The 18,151-nt window shown below is 68.4% G+C and carries 19 protein-coding genes; 9 read left to right on the top strand and 10 right to left on the bottom strand.

Annotation, left to right across the window (positions count from 1 at the left end):
* Positions 1–43: 43 nt before the first annotated feature.
* On the top strand, positions 44–649 hold the full coding sequence (locus MAY35_RS08710) for a cold-shock protein (protein ID WP_238420767.1): 606 nt from the start codon (positions 44–46) through the stop codon (positions 647–649).
* 88 nt (positions 650–737) lie between these two features.
* On the opposite strand, the gene MAY35_RS08705 is transcribed toward MAY35_RS08710, so the two are convergent.
* Positions 738–2,096 (bottom strand): APC family permease, encoded by a 1,359-nt coding sequence (locus tag MAY35_RS08705; protein WP_238420765.1) that lies wholly within the window; start codon positions 2,094–2,096, stop codon positions 738–740.
* Between the two features lie 574 nt (positions 2,097–2,670).
* Between MAY35_RS08705 and MAY35_RS08700 the strand changes: the two genes are divergently transcribed.
* Together MAY35_RS08700 and MAY35_RS08695 are read left to right on the top strand one after the other, a co-directional pair.
* Complete coding sequence (locus tag MAY35_RS08700; RefSeq protein ID WP_245403847.1) at positions 2,671–3,597, top strand: LCP family protein; 927 nt, start codon at positions 2,671–2,673, stop codon at positions 3,595–3,597.
* 85 nt (positions 3,598–3,682) lie between these two features.
* Complete coding sequence (locus tag MAY35_RS08695; protein ID WP_238420763.1) at positions 3,683–4,219, top strand: ferritin; 537 nt, start codon at positions 3,683–3,685, stop codon at positions 4,217–4,219.
* A 163-nt stretch (positions 4,220–4,382) separates the two neighbouring features.
* Here MAY35_RS08695 and MAY35_RS08690 read toward each other — a convergent pair whose 3' ends face one another.
* From MAY35_RS08690 to MAY35_RS08670, 5 genes are all read right to left on the bottom strand, one after another.
* The gene (locus MAY35_RS08690; RefSeq protein WP_238420761.1) at positions 4,383–5,306 is read right to left on the bottom strand and encodes a DUF5926 family protein; all 924 of its coding nucleotides are present in this window, start codon (positions 5,304–5,306) and stop codon (positions 4,383–4,385) included.
* A gap of 69 nt (positions 5,307–5,375) precedes the next feature.
* The gene (locus MAY35_RS08685; RefSeq protein WP_238420759.1) at positions 5,376–6,185 is read right to left on the bottom strand and encodes a glycerophosphodiester phosphodiesterase family protein; all 810 of its coding nucleotides are present in this window, start codon (positions 6,183–6,185) and stop codon (positions 5,376–5,378) included.
* Positions 6,182–7,117: a DUF4328 domain-containing protein gene (locus MAY35_RS08680; RefSeq protein ID WP_238420757.1), complete on the bottom strand. Its 936-nt coding sequence runs from the start codon at positions 7,115–7,117 to the stop codon at positions 6,182–6,184. Before MAY35_RS08680 ends, MAY35_RS08685 begins: the two co-directional genes overlap by 4 nt.
* Positions 7,118–7,203: 86 nt before the next feature.
* Positions 7,204–7,554, bottom strand: a complete 351-nt coding sequence (locus MAY35_RS08675; RefSeq protein ID WP_238421036.1) for a rhodanese-like domain-containing protein — start codon at positions 7,552–7,554, stop codon at positions 7,204–7,206.
* Between the two features lie 397 nt (positions 7,555–7,951).
* Positions 7,952–8,815, bottom strand: a complete 864-nt coding sequence (locus MAY35_RS08670) for a S49 family peptidase (protein WP_238420755.1) — start codon at positions 8,813–8,815, stop codon at positions 7,952–7,954.
* Positions 8,816–8,911: 96 nt separating this feature from the next.
* Between MAY35_RS08670 and MAY35_RS08665 the strand changes: the two genes are divergently transcribed.
* A complete protein-coding gene (locus tag MAY35_RS08665; RefSeq protein ID WP_238420753.1) occupies positions 8,912–9,658 on the top strand; it encodes a VOC family protein in 747 nt (248 codons plus the stop codon).
* A 14-nt stretch (positions 9,659–9,672) separates the two neighbouring features.
* Here the strand turns inward: MAY35_RS08665 and MAY35_RS08660 are convergent, their stop codons facing one another.
* On the bottom strand, positions 9,673–10,746 hold the full coding sequence (locus MAY35_RS08660) for a winged helix DNA-binding domain-containing protein (RefSeq protein WP_238420751.1): 1,074 nt from the start codon (positions 10,744–10,746) through the stop codon (positions 9,673–9,675).
* A gap of 51 nt (positions 10,747–10,797) precedes the next feature.
* Positions 10,798–11,511 carry a peptide-methionine (S)-S-oxide reductase MsrA gene (msrA, locus tag MAY35_RS08655; protein WP_238420748.1) on the bottom strand — a complete coding sequence of 238 codons (714 nt, stop codon included), beginning with the start codon at positions 11,509–11,511 and terminating at the stop codon, positions 10,798–10,800.
* Between the two features lie 198 nt (positions 11,512–11,709).
* Here msrA and MAY35_RS08650 point away from each other — a divergent pair, with 198 nt between their 5' ends.
* Both MAY35_RS08650 and MAY35_RS08645 read left to right on the top strand, forming a co-directional pair.
* Entirely contained in the window at positions 11,710–11,862 is a 153-nt protein-coding gene (locus MAY35_RS08650) for a hypothetical protein (protein ID WP_238420746.1), read from the top strand.
* Between the two features lie 192 nt (positions 11,863–12,054).
* Positions 12,055–12,684 (top strand): superoxide dismutase, encoded by a 630-nt coding sequence (locus tag MAY35_RS08645; RefSeq protein WP_238420744.1) that lies wholly within the window; start codon positions 12,055–12,057, stop codon positions 12,682–12,684.
* 82 nt (positions 12,685–12,766) lie between these two features.
* Here MAY35_RS08645 and MAY35_RS08640 read toward each other — a convergent pair whose 3' ends face one another.
* Complete coding sequence (locus MAY35_RS08640) at positions 12,767–13,519, bottom strand: energy-coupling factor transporter transmembrane protein EcfT (RefSeq protein ID WP_238420742.1); 753 nt, start codon at positions 13,517–13,519, stop codon at positions 12,767–12,769.
* A complete protein-coding gene (locus MAY35_RS08635) occupies positions 13,516–15,636 on the bottom strand; it encodes an ABC transporter ATP-binding protein (protein ID WP_238421034.1) in 2,121 nt (706 codons plus the stop codon). Before MAY35_RS08635 ends, MAY35_RS08640 begins: the two co-directional genes overlap by 4 nt.
* 236 nt (positions 15,637–15,872) lie before the next feature.
* Here MAY35_RS08635 and MAY35_RS08630 point away from each other — a divergent pair, with 236 nt between their 5' ends.
* The 3 genes from MAY35_RS08630 (at position 15,873) to MAY35_RS08620 (ending at position 18,125) form a co-directional block, all read left to right on the top strand.
* On the top strand, positions 15,873–16,394 hold the full coding sequence (locus MAY35_RS08630) for a peptidase (RefSeq protein WP_238420740.1): 522 nt from the start codon (positions 15,873–15,875) through the stop codon (positions 16,392–16,394).
* A 139-nt stretch (positions 16,395–16,533) separates the two neighbouring features.
* Complete coding sequence (locus MAY35_RS08625) at positions 16,534–17,226, top strand: TMEM165/GDT1 family protein (protein WP_238420738.1); 693 nt, start codon at positions 16,534–16,536, stop codon at positions 17,224–17,226.
* Positions 17,227–17,363: 137 nt separating this feature from the next.
* A complete protein-coding gene (locus tag MAY35_RS08620; protein WP_238420736.1) occupies positions 17,364–18,125 on the top strand; it encodes an SDR family NAD(P)-dependent oxidoreductase in 762 nt (253 codons plus the stop codon).
* Positions 18,126–18,151: the final 26 nt, after the last annotated feature.

Raw genomic sequence — 18,151 nt, 5'->3', positions numbered from 1 at the left:
ATATTCGGTTTCGTGGAATGCTCCCTCCACCTACGGTGGTGCGATGACCGACACCGGGACGATCCGCGAATGGCACCACGACGCAGGCTGGGGCGTCATCGAGTCATCGACGCTGTCGGGAACGGTCTACGTGGAGTCCTCCGTCGTCCGGTTGCGCGCCGTTGTCGACCTGGACGGGATGTTCCGGCCGGGGTTACGTCCGGGAACCGCCGTCGAATTCGACCACGCGATCGCCTCTCCGCGCGAGAAGGGCTGCCGTTACGTCGCTTTGGCGGTGTGGCCATCCCAGTCGTCCGCGCCGGCGATGCCGCGGGGGGCCTACCGGGGTGCGCTCTGGCACAGTGTCGGCTCACCCGGCCCCGATGGGCTCACGACCATCGAGGAAACGATCGTCGACGATGCGGACGTGACGCCACCGGAGACCTCACTGCGGCCCAACACCTCTGGCACCGTGCGGTTCTGGCGCGACGAGGAGGGCTGGGGCGTGCTCGACTCCGAGGCCACCCCCGGCGGCGCGTGGGCGCACTTCAGTGCGATCGTCGGCGCCGGTTATCGCACGCTCGCTCACGGGCAACCCGTCGAGTTCCAGTACGAGGCCCCGGGCCAGGATGGATACCCGTTCCGCGCCAACAACATACGGGCTCGATGAGCCGCCGGGTGTCGTCGAGGCGCCTGCCGATCGCGTTGCGGTTGTTCCCGGATACCGGGAACAACCGCAACCGGATCGTGGTCCCCGATCAGTCCTCGCGGGGCGCCGTCTTGCCGCCCGAACCGGTGGCGCGCGCCAGCAGGTAAAGGGCCAGCCCGACGGCGATGAGGATGCCGGCGCGCAGCCATGTGGTCGCGCTCTGCTGGGTCATGAGGACGATGCACGTGCCGACCGCGAGCACCGGCACGATGGTCGGGGCCCGGAAGTGGTCGGTGTCCGTGCGGTCCCGACGCAGAACCAGCACAGCGACGTTGGTGCTGATGAACACGAACAACAACAGCAGCACGACGGTCTCGGCGAGCGCGGCGACGGTCCCGGTCGCCGACAGCACCATGGCGACCGCGGTGGTCGCGAGGATGGCCGCCCACGGGGTCTGCCGACCGGGCAGCACGCGGCCGAGGGTCGCCGGCAACAGTCCCTCGCGCGACATCCCGAAGGTCAACCGCGACGCCATGATCATCGTGAGGAGGGCTCCGTTGGCGACGGCGATCAGCGCGATGAGCGAGAACAGCTTGTCCGGAACCCCGACGTCGGCGATCGAGACCACCTCGAGGAGCGGACCCGACGACTCGACGAGACGCTCCGGCGGCGCCACCACGGACACCGCGAGCCCCACCAGTACGTAGACGACACCGGCGGTGAGCAGCGCGCCGAACAGCGCCTTCGGGTAGACGCGTCGGACGTCGCGGACCTCCTCGGCCATGTTGGCCGAGGTCTCGAAGCCGACGAACGAGTAGTAGGCGAGCAGCGCGGCGCCCAGCACCGCGAGGGCCGGGGTGGTGTCCTCGGTGAACTCGATGACACGATGCGGCTCGCCGTCGCCGCGTCCGAGCACGATCCCGGCCAGGACGATGATCAGCACGAGGCCCGAGACCTCCACCACGGTCATCACCACGTTGGCGCGCAGGGACTCGGTGATCCCGCGCGCGTTGAGTGCTGCGATCACGACGAGGAACACGAGGGCGGCCAGCGTCGTCGGCACGTCGAGGAAGACCTGCAGATAGTCCCCCGCGAAGGCGAGGGCCAGGCCAGCTGCGCTCGTCACCCCGGCGGCCAGCATGCAGAAGCCGACGAGGAACGAGACCAGCGGATGGCCGTACGCCCGTCGTGCGAACACCGCGGCACCTCCGGCCCGCGGATACTTCGTGACGAGCTCGGCGTATGACGCCGCGGTCAGCATGGCCATCGCCAGGGCAAGGGCCAGCGGAACCCAGATCGCACCGCCGACCTCGCCGGCCACCTCTCCCACCAGCGCGTAGATCCCGGCGCCGAGGACATCACCGAGGATGAACAGGAAGAGCAATTTGCCGGTGATGGCACGGCGCAGCGGAGTGGTCTCGCGGTCGTCCGCGGTGTCGCCCGTCTCGGCGACCTGCTTGTCGGTCATGGCGCCTTCTGTACCCCGTTCGACCGAAAACGAGACCTGGCCGGCCGCGCGATCCTCGGCACATCCCTCCGGCCGACGTCCGGGACGACCTCCCATGCGTACATTTGATGGGATGAACGAGCAGGACCCGCCGATGATCCGGCGTCCTCGCCCCGGCCCGCCGATGCCGCCCGGGCGCCCTGCGGGCCCACCACCGCGCCCGGGACAGGTACCCGGAGCAGCCGGCCACCGACCGCCGCCGGCCGCGGGCGGACCGTCCCCCCACCCCCAGGCGATGCCGCGGATCCCCGCACGCGGCCCGGTCCCCGGACGAGGACCCCAGCAGGGCGCGCCCGGCCCACGACCGAACCCGGCGGCCGGTGCCGGTGCCGGTGCCGCCGGGGGTTACGCACCCACTCAGAAACCCGAACCGATCCCGGCGGGCGACCGGTCCCGCGGGCCGGTGCGGAACGATCGGCGCGATCAGGGCCGTCCACCAGGGCCACCGTCCGCGCCGCCGCGACCCACGCGACCGCCGCGATCGCCTCGCCGGCCGAGGCCCAAGGGCGGCCGCGCGGTGCGTGTCGGAAAGATCATGATGATCCTGCTGCTCGTCGTCGTCCTCGGAAGCATCGGGCTGCTCTTCTATTACGACTCGAAACTCGACCGCATCGACGCGCTACCCGCCTATGCGGGACGCCCGTCGGACACTCCCGGGACCAACTGGCTGATCGTCGGCACGGATTCACGGTCGGACCTGACCGACGAACAGCGTCGCGATCTGGCCACCGGAGACGCCGACGGCTCGCGAACGGACACGATCATGCTCGTCCACAATCCGCCGGGCGGTGGCAGAGCCGTCGTGGTGAGTATCCCGCGCGACCTCTATGTCGAGGTCCCCGGACAGGGCAGCCTGAAGATCAACGCGTCGTTCAGCATCGGCGGGCCCGCACTCCTGGTGCGGACGGTCGAGAATCTCACCGGCATACGTATCGACCACTACGCCGAGATCGGGTTCGGCGGATTCGACACCCTGGTCGACTCGGTGGGCGGCGTCGACATGTGCATCGACCAGCCGCTCAACGACCCCAAGGCGGGCCTGCGGCTGGCCAAGGGCTGCCATCGCCTCAACGGCCGGGAGGCCCTCGGACTCGTGCGGACGCGCGCCTTCCCGCGCGCGGACCTCGAGCGCGTCATCAATCAGCGAAAGTTCCTCGCCGCGCTGGTGTCTCGCGCAACCAGTCCGACGGTGCTGCTGAACCCGTTCCGCCTCTTCGGTTTCATCGGCGGCGCGATCGACGCCCTCACCGTCGATGAGCGAGATCACATCTGGAATCTGGCGTCCCTCATGTTCGCCCTGCGTGACCCCATCACCACGACGACGCCCGCCGGTGAGAGCACGTTCACCGACGAGGGTCTGGCGCTGCCGGTCAACGAGCAGACCGAAGAGTTCTTCGCCCTCCTCCGCGCTGGTCAACCGATTCCCGACGGCCTCCTCGTCGACGCCGGGGGCAAGCCGTAGAAGGGTTGCCAAACGCAGGCGAGACTTGCCTTAGTAAGCCTGAACTTGCTGGTACAGGCCATTTTTGATCCCTACGATGGGGCGCATGACCGAACACACCAAGTTCCATCAGCTCCTGCACGACCAGATCAGCAACGAGTTCTACGCCTCGCAGCAGTACATCGCGGTCGCCACCTATTTCGACAACAACGACATGCCGCAGCTGGCAAAGCTCTTCTACCGCCAGGCAGTCGAGGAGCGCAATCACGCGATGATGATCGTGCAGTACTTCCTCGACCGCGACATGGAGGTCGAGATCCCGGGCATCCCGGCGCCGAACAATCGGTTCGAGAGCTACCGCGCACCGATCGATCTCGCTCTGGCACAAGAGAAGACGGTCACGCAGCAGGTCGTAGACCTCGCAAAGTCGGCCCGCGACACCGGCGACTACCTCGGCGAGCAGTTCGTGCAGTGGTTCCTCAAGGAGCAGGTCGAAGAGGTCGCCACGATGACGACGCTGCAGACGATCGCCGAGCGTTGCAACGGCAACCTGTTCGACCTGGAGAACTTCGTCGAACGGGAGTTCAACGGCGACAAGACCTCTGACGCCACCGCTCCCCCGGCCGCCGGCGGCAACATCTGACGGTAGCCACTGTCGTACTCCGCACCCTGAGGTGCGAGCGAAGCGAGCCTCGAAGGGCCGGCGAGTACGATCTCGCCCTGCCCTTCGAGGCTCGTCGCTTTCGCTCCTCGCACCTCAGGGGGCGTAGTGGTCGCGCACTCCTCCCACCTCAGGAAATTGATGATCAGCGCAGCGTGACCTGGCGGCCACGGATGCCGTCGCGCGAGCTCCGCTGGTCGATGGTCAGGGGCGAGGTGTCCGCGAGCGCCTCGCCGAGGTACTGATCAAGCTGATTGAGACCGGCGTACCACTCCTCGTGGTGCATCTCGTTGTCGAGATCGAACACGGGGACCAGCAGGCCATGAGTGCGGAACGATCCGGCGAACCGTGACCCCTCACCCATCGTCAGCCGACCCGCGGCATGCAGACGCGCCATCGCCGACATGAGGTCGTCCTCGGGTTCGGGTCGGATCCATCGCAGGTGAGCACGTTCTCCCGCATCGACCCACCAGGGCGCCCCGGCTCCGCTGTCGACGACGAGCCGCGCCGTCGGCAACACCGACTCGTTGGCGCGCTCGAACATCGCGGCGATCTCCGGCGGCACGTCGGTGCCCTCCACGAACCACCAACCGAAGTCCTGGTGCACCGTGATGTCCAGCGTCGCATCGGTATTCAGCACTTCGTCGAGAGTGGGGGCCTCGTCGGCGGAGTCGAGATCGAACTCGCTGCCCGCGTCGGCGTGCGCGGCCCACGCGACGGCCGCCGCCAGCTCGACGGTGAGTGCCGAGCGGTCGGGGTCCGTCTGCAATCCCACGAAACCCTCTGTGGCGCCATCGGCTTCGCGTGCCAGTGCCGGCACCGCCCCGGGGAGGATGGTGACGATCGAGACCTCGTTCCGACTATCGGCGGGCTCGGCGAGTTCCAGCCGCGCGGTCGCCGAGGCGACGAAAGTGCGCAATGCGACGAAGTCGCACTCGGACGCCAGTCCCGCGAAGGGGCGTGGTGGCGGCGCGAGGGCCGCGGCCTGACGCGCCTTGCGTGCGGCCACCCGCTCGGCTCGATTGCTTCCCGGACGTGGTCCGCTACCCCGCTTGCTCTTCTTGCCCATTCATCCACTCTCTCATGTGGGCACGGGGCAGCTGACAGGTCGTGCGGGTGGGAAGCGGTCGGTCGAGGGTCAGTCGACGGTGACCAGCCAGTCGCGCACCTTGGCCGGGTGGTTGGTGGCGACCCATCGGACGCCGAGGTCTGCGCAGAGTTGCACGTCGACGAGTTCGTCGACCGTCCAGCAGTAGGTGACACGACCGGCCGCCGCCGCGCGGTCCACGAGATCCGGGTACTGGCGCAGCGTCATCACCGAGGGCCCGATGCCCGTGGCCCCGACCGCCGTCGCCGCACCGCCACCGAGGACGCGCGCGGTGTCCCCGAGCAGGATGGTCGGCAGCATCGGAGCGTGGCGCCGAATCCGCCACACCCCCGCGGACGAGAACGAGATGACCACTGCACGACTGTGATCGGCCGACGGCGGGGTGGCCACCCCGAACTCGTGCAGGATCTCGAGGAGCTTCTGCTCGACGAGGCTGCCGAAGCGCACCGGGTGTTTGGTCTCGATGAACAAGCGGACCGGCCGACGCCAGTCCAGGGTCAGCGTCAGCAGTTCGCGCAGCGTGAGGATCGACGCCGGTCCGCCGGCGGCGTGCCAGCTGCCGAAGTCGAGTTCGCGCAGCTGGTCGAGCGTCATCTCGCTGACGATGCCCGTGCCGTCCGATGTGCGGTCGATGGTCCGGTCGTGAACGCACACGAGTTCGTGGTCGGCGGTGAGCCGTACGTCGCACTCGAGTCCGTCCGCCCCCTGGGCGAGGGCGAGTTCGTAGGCCGCGAGAGTGTGTTCGGGGCAGTCGCCCGAGGCCCCTCGGTGCGCGACCACCGCGGGCTTACCCGATCGCGAGACCTTCTCGGCCGCGCCCGTGTTCGCGCCTGCGCTCATCCGACTGCCACCCACCGTCTCGTCGGGACCGGGACCGCCGCAGCGGCATCGAACAACATCCGTATCCGGCGTGCCATCCAGAACGCGAATGCGGCGGAGACCGCCGCGCTCACGATGACCATGGTCAGGGCGTTCGCTCCGGTCTGCAACGACTCGGACCGCCAGGCGACGAGCCGGGCCACGATGGCGAGTGCGGCGGTCAGATTCACCAGGAGCCATGCAACCCACAGCTTGCGGAGCCGCCTGTCCACGAGTGCGTTGTCGGCACCGCCGTCCCGAGCAGCGGCGACCTCTTTCAGCACCAAGGGCGCGCCGATGAGGTTGACAACGGGAACCCCCGCGAGTGCCGCGACCCACCCTGGTCGGCGCGGGTCGATCAGCCCGGCCGACTCGTAGGTGTCGGCACGCAGATCCAGCACCCAGCGCATGAACGCCCAAGTGGCCAGGACGAATCCGAGGAACGCGACGACCCCGGAGAAGATCGTCAGCCAATCCGAGGCCACGATCAGCCACTCGGGCAGCGGAGCGTCCCTGTTGACGACGAGCAGGATGTAGCGGACGAGATGCACCGCCGCCGACACCGCGAGTGCGGTGCCGACGACCATCAACGCGAGCACCAGGCGGGCGCGGGACGCGTCGAGCTGCCGGTGCGCCTCCGCCGGGTCGGACGGTTCGTCGTGGAGTCCCCAGGCGGGTATGTACACGTATCTCGGGATGAGACGGGGCCCCCGGTAGCCCGCGGAGCCGCGTCGGGCGGGTATCGCCTCGGGTGGACGCCGCGCGATCCACCGCACGTCACGGCTGCGGTAGAGCCCGCCGGTATGTGCCGGAGCCGCACCGCGTCCGGGGGGCGGTGTCGGCCGTGGGCGTCCCGGGCCGTGCGCCGGTACCTGACCCACCTGCGCGGCCGACGTCCGGCCGGTGTCGTCCACGACGCTGAGCGGGCCACCGCATCGGGGGCAGCGCTCGCGTCCGGGACGATGCGGCGCCTGGATGCGGCACCGCGGACACAGGTCGATCATCGCGGGGCGTCGCCCTCGGGCCCCGACGAGCCGTACTCGACGGGCTTTCCGTGCTCCTGCCAGGCCAGCATCCCGCCGCGTACGCAGATCCCGTCGTAACCGACGTTCGACAAGTACTGCAGGACGCGCATCGACCGGCCGCTCGAGTGGCACACCACGTACAGGTCGCGGTCTGGATCGAGTTCGTCGATCCGGCCCGGGACCTCCGCGAGGGGGATGTGGACGGCGCCGCGGATGTGCCCGGCCGCCCATTCGTCGTCTTCGCGGACGTCGAGCATGACCGCATCGGTCTTCCCGGTGAAGTCGTTCGGCAGATCGGTCACCGGCACCTGCGTGATGTCGCCCATGGTCACGATTTCCATGGTGGCACAGACATGGGCCGGTGCGGTGGCGCGTGTGCACGACGCACCATGCGGCGCCGCTCACGGGCGGGATGTGGACAACCCCGTCAGCTCCGCTATGTCGGTCTACATAAACTTATCCACATGCCCGCGCTGGACAAATGTCCGACGCACGGGATCTGACCGTCAAGTTGGGGATGAGACTGTGGAATTGTGGAAAAACGCTGGCCAGTGGCCCGAACGATGTGACAGCCGTCACGGGTTTGGCCCGATGTGCGCGTAAATAATTCACGACAGTGCAGTCGTCCGAATCCCGTGTAGTTCCACTTCACAGAAGAACATCTGTGGATAACGTGGGGACAAACCCCTTGGGGAAACTCCCGAAACAGGTCTGCTAACGGGCTCAGCGACGGTGGAGAAGCGCGGTTCGCATGGCCGGCGCGTGATCGAGTGCGGTCAGCACGCCCGACGTGACGCTCTCCGCGACTCCCGCCACCGACGTCTGATTGCCGACCAGCCGCATCAGCAGCGGCCTCGGGGTGTCCACGATGGTGATCTCGGCGTCCGGATACCTCTCGGCCACCACCGAGCGCATCACGCCGATGCCGTCGACGATCCCGAGTTCGGCTGCCCGGCGCCCGATCCACACGTCGCCGTTGAAGAGGTCCTCGTCACTCGCGACGAGCTTCTTCCCGCGGCGCTGGCGCACCCACGCGATGAACGCCTCGTGCAACTCCCCCTGCAGCCCCTTCAGCCATTCGACGTCTCCGGGCTGTTCGGGCGAGAACGTGTCCAGACGAGCCTTGTTGTCCCCGGTCGCGTAGAGCCGCCGCTGAACACCGAACCGATCGAGCACCGCCGAGAAGCCGAACCCCGACGACACGACTCCGATGGACCCGACTATCGAGGTGTGCGCCGCGAAGATCTCGTCGGCGGCGCAGGCGATCCAGTAGCCCCCGGAGGCCGCGACGTCCTCGCAGAAGGCGAGGACCGGCACCCCCTTCTCGGCGGAGAGCTGTCGGATGCGTTCGGCGATGTACTCGGACTGCGCGGGGGAACCGCCCGGCGAATTGATGACGACGACGACGGCACGGAGCCGTTCGGTGGCGAAGGCCTTTTTCAGAACGGGTTCGACGGACTCGGTGTTGACCCCGGGCCTGCCCATCCCGGCCATGCCGATCGGGCCGTCGAGACGGACCACCGCAACCTGCTCGGCACGCGATCTCGCGAACTTCTTGCCCATCGCACCCAGCACTCCTGCAGTCATTCACCGAGTCTAACGACGCACACCGACCGTCGGTTTCGGGCGATCGGTGTCGCGCGGTGGACCTTCGAGCCGTTCGCGCACCGTAGACTCTGCCGGGTGCAGGTGAGGTGGCTCAGCGCATTCCTCGATTTCCCCGCCGACGTCTTCGGTAGCGAGGTGACCTTCTGGCGTGCGATCGCGGGCAGCACCGTGTCCCCGCCGCGCGGGGACCACCGGGAGTTCGCCTCACTCGAACCCTTCAACGGCGACGCGCATCTCCGCGTCCAGCGCATCGCCGACGGGCCCGGCGGGATTCACCTCGACATCCACACCCCCGACCCGGGCGTCGCAGCTGCCGAGGCGCTGGCGCTGGGGGCGACATCGGTCCGCGATGCCGGCACCCACCTCACACTCGCCTCGCCGGCCGGTTTCGTCTTCTGCCTCGTCCCCTGGACCGGCGAATCAGGGCGCTCACGACCCATCCGGTTCCCCGGCGGTGCGATCAGCATCGTGGACCAGTTGTGCATCGACGTCCCGCACCGCGCCTTCGACGCCGAAGTCGCCTTCTGGACCGAGCTACTCGACACTCCGGCGACGCAACGTGGACATCCCGAGCTGGTCGGCCTGCGCCGCGACCCGTCGGTGACCCTCGGAATCCTCTTGCAGCGCAAGCAGGATGGCGTCGACGACGAGCCCGCCCGAGCCCACCTCGATCTCGCCACCAACTCGGTGGCCGACGAGGTCGCGCGCCACGAGGGGTGGGGTGCGACGGTGGTCGAGCACTTCCCGCACTGGACGGTCATGGCCGACCCGGTCGGCATGCTCTACTGCATCACCGCACGCAATCCGCGCACCGGCGACTGAGGGCCGCGCACCGATCAGGTGCACGCCAGGAAGTCGCGTAGACGCTCGACCTCCGCGTCGACCTCTCGACGCTCGGCGTCGCTCACGGGACGCAGGAATTCCACCCGGGGCGCCTCGTCGTCCCCCAGATGCCAGGTACCACTGAGGAACCCATCGATGAACACGAATCCGGGCGACCTGCCGTTCGGGGTCACGGTGCGCCGATACATCTCCGGTTCGGCCACGCGGATTCGGTCGGCCTGCGCACCGATCACATGGTCGAACGGAGCGACCAGACGTACCGGTGCCGGGAGATCGGGGTCGGCGACCGGCAATCCGTCGAGGTCGAAGAGCACCTCTCCGTGGGGGCCGGTCAATCGCACGAGCTCCCAGTCGGCCTCCATCTTCTCGACGAGCGGCCGCAACCGGGTGAGCCCGGACCACATCTGGATGGCCTTGACAGTCGTCGGCCCGAATCCCCGGAGATACAACCGGATCAGATCCGCACGCGCGTCGTCGTCGACCACAGCGGGTTCACCCGGCCCGACCCACTCGTCGAAGAGACGGTAGGTGGGGCTGCCGTGGCCTCGCCACAGACCTCGCGGCGGCACCTGGACCAGCGGCAACCCACATCGCGCGATGCCGGTCAGGGTGGACGGGTTCTCCCCGGGATGTCGTACGGCCAGTTCCTTTCCGAGCTGAGCGCCGGTGACCTCGCGGCCCGCGAGGAGGCCGGCGGCGTCGTCGAGCACTCGCGACGGATCGGCCGACGTCAGCCGAGGTATGTATGCCTGGTCGAGTTCGCGCTGCAAGATCGGCCCCGCCAGCGGGCGAATCCAGCGCGCGTCCTCGGCGTCGAGGAGGAACACCGTGGAACGAAGGAGTGCGATGCGCACGACCTCGCGATCGATCATCAACTCATCGAGCTCCGCGGGCTCGAAATCCGCTATCCGCGACCATAACCCGAAGAACGCCGCCCGCGGGTCCTGCGACTGCATCCCGACGCAGCGGTCGAGCACCTCGATGGCGTCCTCGTCGACCCGGGCGAGAAGGTGCTGCCGTTGGAGGAGTGTCCGGTTCCACTGTCGGAGCGTGATCGCCTCGCTCACGGCGACACCCGGCGTCGCCCGCGTCCCGCGCGCAGCGTCGGCGAGGTCACGTCAGCCGGGATAACCGACGCCGGTCGCGGCGTGGCAGCGATATCCGTGTGGATGCTTGGCGAGGTACTGCTGGTGGTGGTCTTCGGCGTAGTAGAACCGGCCGTCCCCGGCTTCGGCGAGTGGCGCGATCTCGGTGGCGATCGCGCCCTGCCCAGCCGCATCGAGCGCGGTCTGGAACGTCGCAGCCGTTTGGCGTACCACCGCGGCATCGTCGTCGGACAGCGTGTACACAGCCGATCGGTACTGGGTGCCGATGTCGTTGCCCTGACGCATCTCCTGCGTCGGGTCGTGCGACTCCCAGAAGATCTTGAGGATGCCTTCGAGGTCGATGACGGCGGGATCAAATACGACGAGCGTCGATTCCGTGTGTCCGGTACGGGCGGTGCACGTCTCCTCGTAGGTCGGGTTCGGCGTGAACCCACCCGCGTATCCGACGGCGGTGGTGTGCACACCGGGGACCTGCCAGAAGATCTCCTCGATGCCCCAGAAGCAACCGCCGGCCAGGATGACGGCCGCGAGACCGTCCTCGAACCGCCCGATACCCCCGTCGGCGTACGACCCGTCGGCCTCCGGCCGTCCGCGCATGGGCGTGCCCAGCACCAGGTGCGTGCCGGGGATCGTGATCTCGCCGGGCCGGCCGGGTAGTGCCGCGTCGGCTGCGATGAGTTCCTGCTTGCGCGAGCTGCCGGAGAAGAGCTGGTCGAGCCAAGACATGAGCCGAGTCTACGCGCGTCACCCCGCGCCGAGACCGGCGTCGAATCCCGGGTGGTGGTCTGACACGAGTTGAGTCAATCGTTCCAGTCTGTTTATGATGGCGGTCACATCCCGGCTGGTGTGATACCGGTCACTACGTTGCGAACGACGGTAGGGTCCGAAGACGGGGTGGGTCCTGACCGGCAACGAGAGGCGACGATGGCGACGCACGCGACCGGAGACCTGCGCGGGGCCCTGCAGCCGTCCCGCACCGCCCCGCGCGTCAACTACGACGTGGCGAAAAGCTGTCGCACCATCGCGGTGAGCATCTTCGCCCTGCTCGTCGTCATCCTTGCGCTCACACTGATCTGAAGCCCCGCGCCGTCCTCCGCGCGCGACCCCTTGTGCCGCTTCGATATCTCAACCGCACTTGATGTTTTCTGCGTCCGGATTGTTGCAATCACCCATGCTCTGCGGAAGGGTGGAAGTATCCGCGCGGCCCGGCACAGCAGCCGGTTCCGCGCGTGGACAGGGAAAACGAGCAGCACCTCAGAGAGGAACATCGTGGCTGAATACACCTTGCCGGATCTCGATTACGACTACGCGGCACTGGAACCGCACATCTCCGGCAGGATCATGGAGCTCCACCACAGCAAGCACCACGCCACCTACGTCAAGGGCGCCAACGACACCCTGGAGAAGCTGGCCGCAGCCCGCGACGACGACAGCATCGCCGGCAAGGTCTACGGACTCTCCGCAACCCTGTCGTTCCACCTGGGTGGTCACACCAACCACTCCATCTTCTGGAAGAACCTGTCGCCCAACGGTGGCGGCGAGCCCGACGGCGACCTAGCGGCCGCCATCACCGAGCAGTTCGGTGGCTTCGACAAGTTCAAGGCCCACTTCACCGCTGCCGCAACCACTCTGCAGGGTTCGGGCTGGGCGATCCTGGGCTACGACACGATCGGCGGCAAGCTGGTCATCCTGCAGCTCACCGACCAGAGCGGGAACATCCCGGCCGCGATCATCCCGGTCGTGATGCTGGACATGTGGGAGCACGCCTTCTACCTCGACTACCAGAACGTCAAGCCGGACTACGTCAAGGCCTGGTGGAACGTCGTGAACTGGGCCGACGCCGGCGAGCGTCTCGCCCGCGCGAAGAGCCAGGGCAGCGGCCTGGTCGTCCCCGCCTGAGCGGACGTCACCGAACAGCCAACGGCGCCGGTCACTTTCGAGTGACCGGCGCCGTTCGTTGTCTCGATGTCTCGACGCGTCCTCAGAGCACCAGGGTCACCACGATCGCCACCGCGCATGCCAGCACGATCACGACGAGCGCCAGGGCATCCGCGCGTCCGGGTCCGGCGGGGCGGGCGGTCAGTCGTCCGGTTCCGCCGCGCGCGGTGATCGCCTCGGACATCTCCGCGCTGCGTCGTAATGCCGACGACATCGCCGCGGTGATGAGATCCATGATCCCCATCTCGGCCGACGGATGATCGCTGCGACCCCGGGCCGTGGGACGCAGGCGGTGGGCCGCCCGCAACATGCGGAGTTCTTCGATCAGGAGCGGAAGACCCCTGAGGCACAAGGCGATCGCCACCGCCCACTCGTCGACGGGCAGACGCAGCCACCGCAGCGGGCGCATCAGCCGCGCCAGCGCCGGGGCCACGTCGGCCATGGGCGTCGTCCAGATGACGAGGATCGAACTCGCGACCAGGACCAGTGCCAGTGTGATCGCACGCAGGAACACCAACGCGCCGGGCAGGCCGGCGAACGAGACATTGACCGCGACACCGATCCCGATCAGTCCCCAGAACCACCACGGCGGACGTGGGATGGCGCCCAACGGGATTCCGGCGAGCAGCGCGGTCAGCACCACCACCGCGGCAACCATGCCCAGGGCCGGCCAGGACGGCAGCACCCAGGTCATGATGCCGAGTATCAGCACGATCACCAGTTTGGTTCCGGCCCAGAGCCGGTGCACGAACGAGTCGCCCGGCACCTGCCGGAGCGGAACGGTGCGCATCGTCATCGGACGCCCCCTTCCCATCTCGGAGCCTCGTCGATCGGCTGATGCGAATCCGGCAGCAACCGACCGTCCACCAGGCGGACGCGCCTGGTGCACACCGAATCCAGGGATTCGAAGTCGTGCGAGATGATCACGATGGTCATGCCGCCGGCACGGAGTCGGGCCAGCAGTGCGACGATCTCGTCGCGGGCGGGCGGGTCGAGACCGGCCAGCGGTTCGTCGAGGACGAGCATGTCGGGGTTGCGGGCGATGAGACCGGCGAGCACGACCCGCCGCATCTGCCCGCCGGACAGCGCGTCGACCTTGGTGGCGGCCATCTGGCGCGGCAGCCCCACGAGTTCGAGCACGCGCGCCACCTCGGCGGTACCGACCTTTTCGCCGCCGGCCGCCATGATCTCGTCGGCGACGGTGACCTTCTGCAACTGCAGGCGCGCGTGCTGGAATCCCAGTCCGACGGCGCCGACATGGTCGGTCACAGGTTCACCGGCGTCGAATCCTGCTGCCGGAGTGATCTTTCCGGACACCCCCAACAGGTGACACGTTCCGGTCCCGGGTCGCAGGAGTCCCGCCATGATCCACGCCAGCGTCGTCTTGCCCGACCCGTTCCCACCGACGATCAGCAGTCCCTCACCGCGGTACACGGTCAGCGAGATGCCCTCGAGAGCAACGACCTCCCAGGGCGACCCCGGTAGATGGGCGTAACCGACCTGATCGAGCACGAGCAGTGGACCGCCGATCCCCGCGGTCTCCGCCCTGCCGTTCGCAGGACTCGATGCCCGCGGGTCGCCGGCACCGTCGAGTTCGGCGGACGGGCCCGGCATCCATTCGGGGGGATGGGGGACGAGTCGGCCGGCGTCGAGATGGATGACACGGTCGGCCGCTGCGGCCTCGCTGCCGCGGTGGGTGATGAGTACGACGGCGATCCCGCGTCGGGCCGGCAGAGCGGCGAGGAGGGCGAGCAACTGGCCACGCCCGTCCGGATCGACCATCGACGTCACCTCGTCGGCGATCAGCAGCTGCGGCTCCCGGGCCAGCGCTCCCGCGATCGCCAACCGCTGTTGCTGGCCACCCGAGAGATCGGTGGTCTCCCGGTCACCCAGGCCCGCCAGGCCGACCTCGTCGAGGAGTGCATCCACATCGACGTCGACGCCCGGCGGGAGTCCCCACACGACGTCATCCGCGACCCGGGAACCCAGCATCTGGATCTCGGGACGCTGCAGGACCAGTGCGGTGCCTCCGTGGACCCCGAGTCCCGGAAGGCCGGGCCGGTGCACCGAGCCGGTCGTCGGAGCGCGCCCGGCGAGGATCTTGGCGAGCGTCGACTTGCCCGAACCGTTGGCCCCGACCACCGCGACGAACTCGCCGCGGTCGATCCGCAGGTCGATGTCGTGGAGCACGGGCCGCGCCCCCGCCGAGTAGGCGAAGCCGATGCCTTCGGCCACCAGGGGCAGCGGCGCCACCGCATCTCCAGCCGCGGGAGCGAAGTCGTCGGCGCCGCCCGGGCGTTGCGCGTCGAGGGTGTCCTCGCTCGGTACATCGCGCAGTCGGGCGATCACCGACCCGAGGATCCACCAGGCCGCCAGCAGCGAGATCACGGTGCCGACGGTGCCCGAGACCCAGACCCACACCCACCAGTGCGAGGCGATGCTGCGGCCCATCGCGTCGAGCGCGTCGGCGATCCCACCGGTCGGGCCCCAACCGTGAAACCACTTCGCGACGCCGTGGATGGAGTTGGTCATCGCCTCGATCGTGAGCGTGCGCAACGGGACCAGTACGAGCAGCACCAGAACCGAGATGCCGCCGATCAGCGGGGACGCGACGAGGGTGGCGATCACGAGAGCGCCCGCTCCCCGGCCGCGACGCTTGATGTCCCCGACGAGACCGCCGACCAGGGCCGAACCCAGGACGGTCGCCATCGCGCCGGTCCCGGCCATGGCGAACGCGACGGCGGTGGTCGCGACCGTGGCGGTGACGAGAGCGCGGGGTCGCGTCCGGGCGGCGATGAGTGCGAGCGGGACCGGTGCCAGCAATCCGGCCGCCTGGGCGAGCGGGATGACCGACGCGATGACCACCGCGGCGACGGTCAGGCCGCCGAAGATCGCGACGGACGCGAACTCCATGGGCCGCAGCGCGGGCGAGTTCTTCACCGGTCCAGTGTGCCTGGTGTGCCGCCCGACTCGACTCCCCCAGCCCACGCTCGACGCCGTCGTCGGTCGTTCGCATGTTAAAGAACCATCACAACACGGTGATTCGAGTTGTCGGCGTCACGTGCCGGGTGGATTCTTTTCTCACCGGGTCGGGCTTCGGGCCTGTTCGCGAAACCGCAGGTCCCCCACCCGGATCGGAGGAGGGCAACATGCAGTCGGTCCCGATCGGCCTCACCCCGTTCCAGCACGACGGCACGCTGAACGGAATCCTCATCTCGGGTCGGTGGCCCGAGTCGACTCTCGAATGGACACAGACGCTCGTCGGCTCGGTACGGATCGCCTGCCGCCCCGGAATCCTGCCGACGACGACGATCTTCGGCGTGGTCGAGGAACGGCCCGAGCGCAGCGACGCCGACACCGTGGGGATGATGGTCGCGATCGGCAACGTCGTCGACGACAGCTTCGTCGAGGCCGGGCGGTTCCTCAACAATCCGCCGGCGCTCGTGATGCTGCACCCGCCGTCACAGACCCGGCCGTCGTTGCCCGAGTGCTCGCAGGTGGCATCGGGCTGTGTCCTGTTGCCCGGCCTGCCCGAGCTGGGACTGGAACACCGCGCGGGATGGGCCGAGGCGGAGGCCGACGGCACCGTGGTGAACCTCCGCAACCAGGTGGGCATAGACCCGAATGCCGATCCCGACACCGCGGTCCTCGCCATGCTCCTCGTCGCATAGGAGCTGCGACGGCCCTCCACGGCCGCCCGAACAGTTCTGATACGGGTACCCGAACAATCTGATTTGCCCTCCCTACCTGCGAAGATACGGGTCTGCCCGGAGTTGAACTTCGGGGTTAGGTCTCACTAACCTGGCGATCGTGTTCACCGCCCTCCTGCTCAGCTTCGGCGTCATCTTCGTCGCCGAACTCGGCGACAAGTCGCAGTTGATGGCGATGACCTATGCGCTGCGCTACCGGTGGTGGGTCGTTCTCCTCGCGATCACCGTGGCCACGACCGCCGTCCACGCCGTATCGGTCTTCTTCGGCCACTTTCTCGGGATGTCGATACCCACCGCGTTGCTCTCGATCCTCGGTGGCCTCGCGATGCTGGTCTTCGGGCTCTGGACATTGCGCGGCGACCGCCTCGACGACGAGGAGGCCACCCGGGCCACCCGCGTCGGCGCGTCGGTGTTCTTCGCGGTCATGTCGGCGTTCTTCCTCGCCGAGCTCGGCGACAAGACCATGCTCGCCACGATCACCCTGGCCACGGACAACGACTGGTTCGGTGTCTGGATCGGCTCGACCCTCGGCATGGTCGCCGCGGACGCCCTGGCCATCGGGCTCGGCGTCCTGCTCGGTCGTCATCTTCCCGAGCGTGTCATCGCGATCGGCGCCGCCATCCTGTTCTTCGTCTTCGCGGCCTGGCTCGTGATCGACGGTCTGATCGGCGCGTCGGTGCCCCTGATCGCGGGCACCATCACCGCGGTCATCGTGATCATCGGTGTCGGCGTCGTGCTCATCCGCCGCGAACATCGTCTCGCGGCCGAGACGACCCGAGCGCTCGTTCGGTGAATCGTGGGGCTGATCGAGGCCCCCGCACGAGGTCTGACTATCGTCGAAATGCAGCACCGGCCGGTGCCGCGTCGCCGGAGCCGGTGACGCCCACCGGCGACAGACGGGTCGGGTACCTCGAAAGGACTACTTCACACATGGACGTTTCAGGCGCTTCCGTTCTGGTCACCGGCGGGGCTTCGGGCCTCGGCGCAGCCACCGCACGGCGATTCGCCGCTGCCGGCGCCACGGTCTTCGGCCTCGACCTGCAGGCCTCGATCGACAAGGCCGCGCCGACCGACGGAGTCACCCTCGTCGCCGCCGACGTCACCGACGAGGACCAGGTCCAGGCAGCCATCGACACGATCGCCGAGTCGGGCGCGCCCCTCCGCGTTGCGGTCAACTGCGCCGGCGTGGGCTGGGCAGCGCGCATCCTCGGCAAGAAGGGGCCGCACGAGCTCGACCTGTTCCGCAAGGTCATCGACATCAACCTGATCGGCACCTTCAACGTCATGCGGCTGGCCGCCAACCGCATGCAGGAGGAGTCCACCATCGACGGCGACGGCCAGCGCGGCGTCATCATCAACACCGCCTCGGTGGCGGCCTTCGAGGGCCAGATCGGCCAGATCGCCTACGCCGCATCGAAGGGCGGCGTGCACGCGATGACCATCTCCGCGGCTCGCGACCTCGCCCGCATCGGCGTGCGTGTCTGCACCATCGCCCCCGGCACCATCAGCACCCCGATGCTCGCCGGCGTGACCCCGGAGTTCCAGCAGACCCTCGCCGAGGCGATCCCGTTCCCGCAGCGCCTCGGCGAGCCCGACGAGTACGCACAGCTCGCCGAGTTCATCGTCGAACACAACTACCTCAACGGTGAGACGATCCGGATGGACGGCGCCATCCGCATGGCGCCGCGCTGATCCCGACTCGACCCGACGGGTCGACG

Origin of the sequence: Gordonia sp. 'Campus' (assembly GCF_022206305.1) — a bacterium.
Lineage (GTDB): Bacteria > Actinomycetota > Actinomycetes > Mycobacteriales > Mycobacteriaceae > Gordonia.
This window is presented reverse-complemented; position numbering and strand designations above follow the sequence as displayed.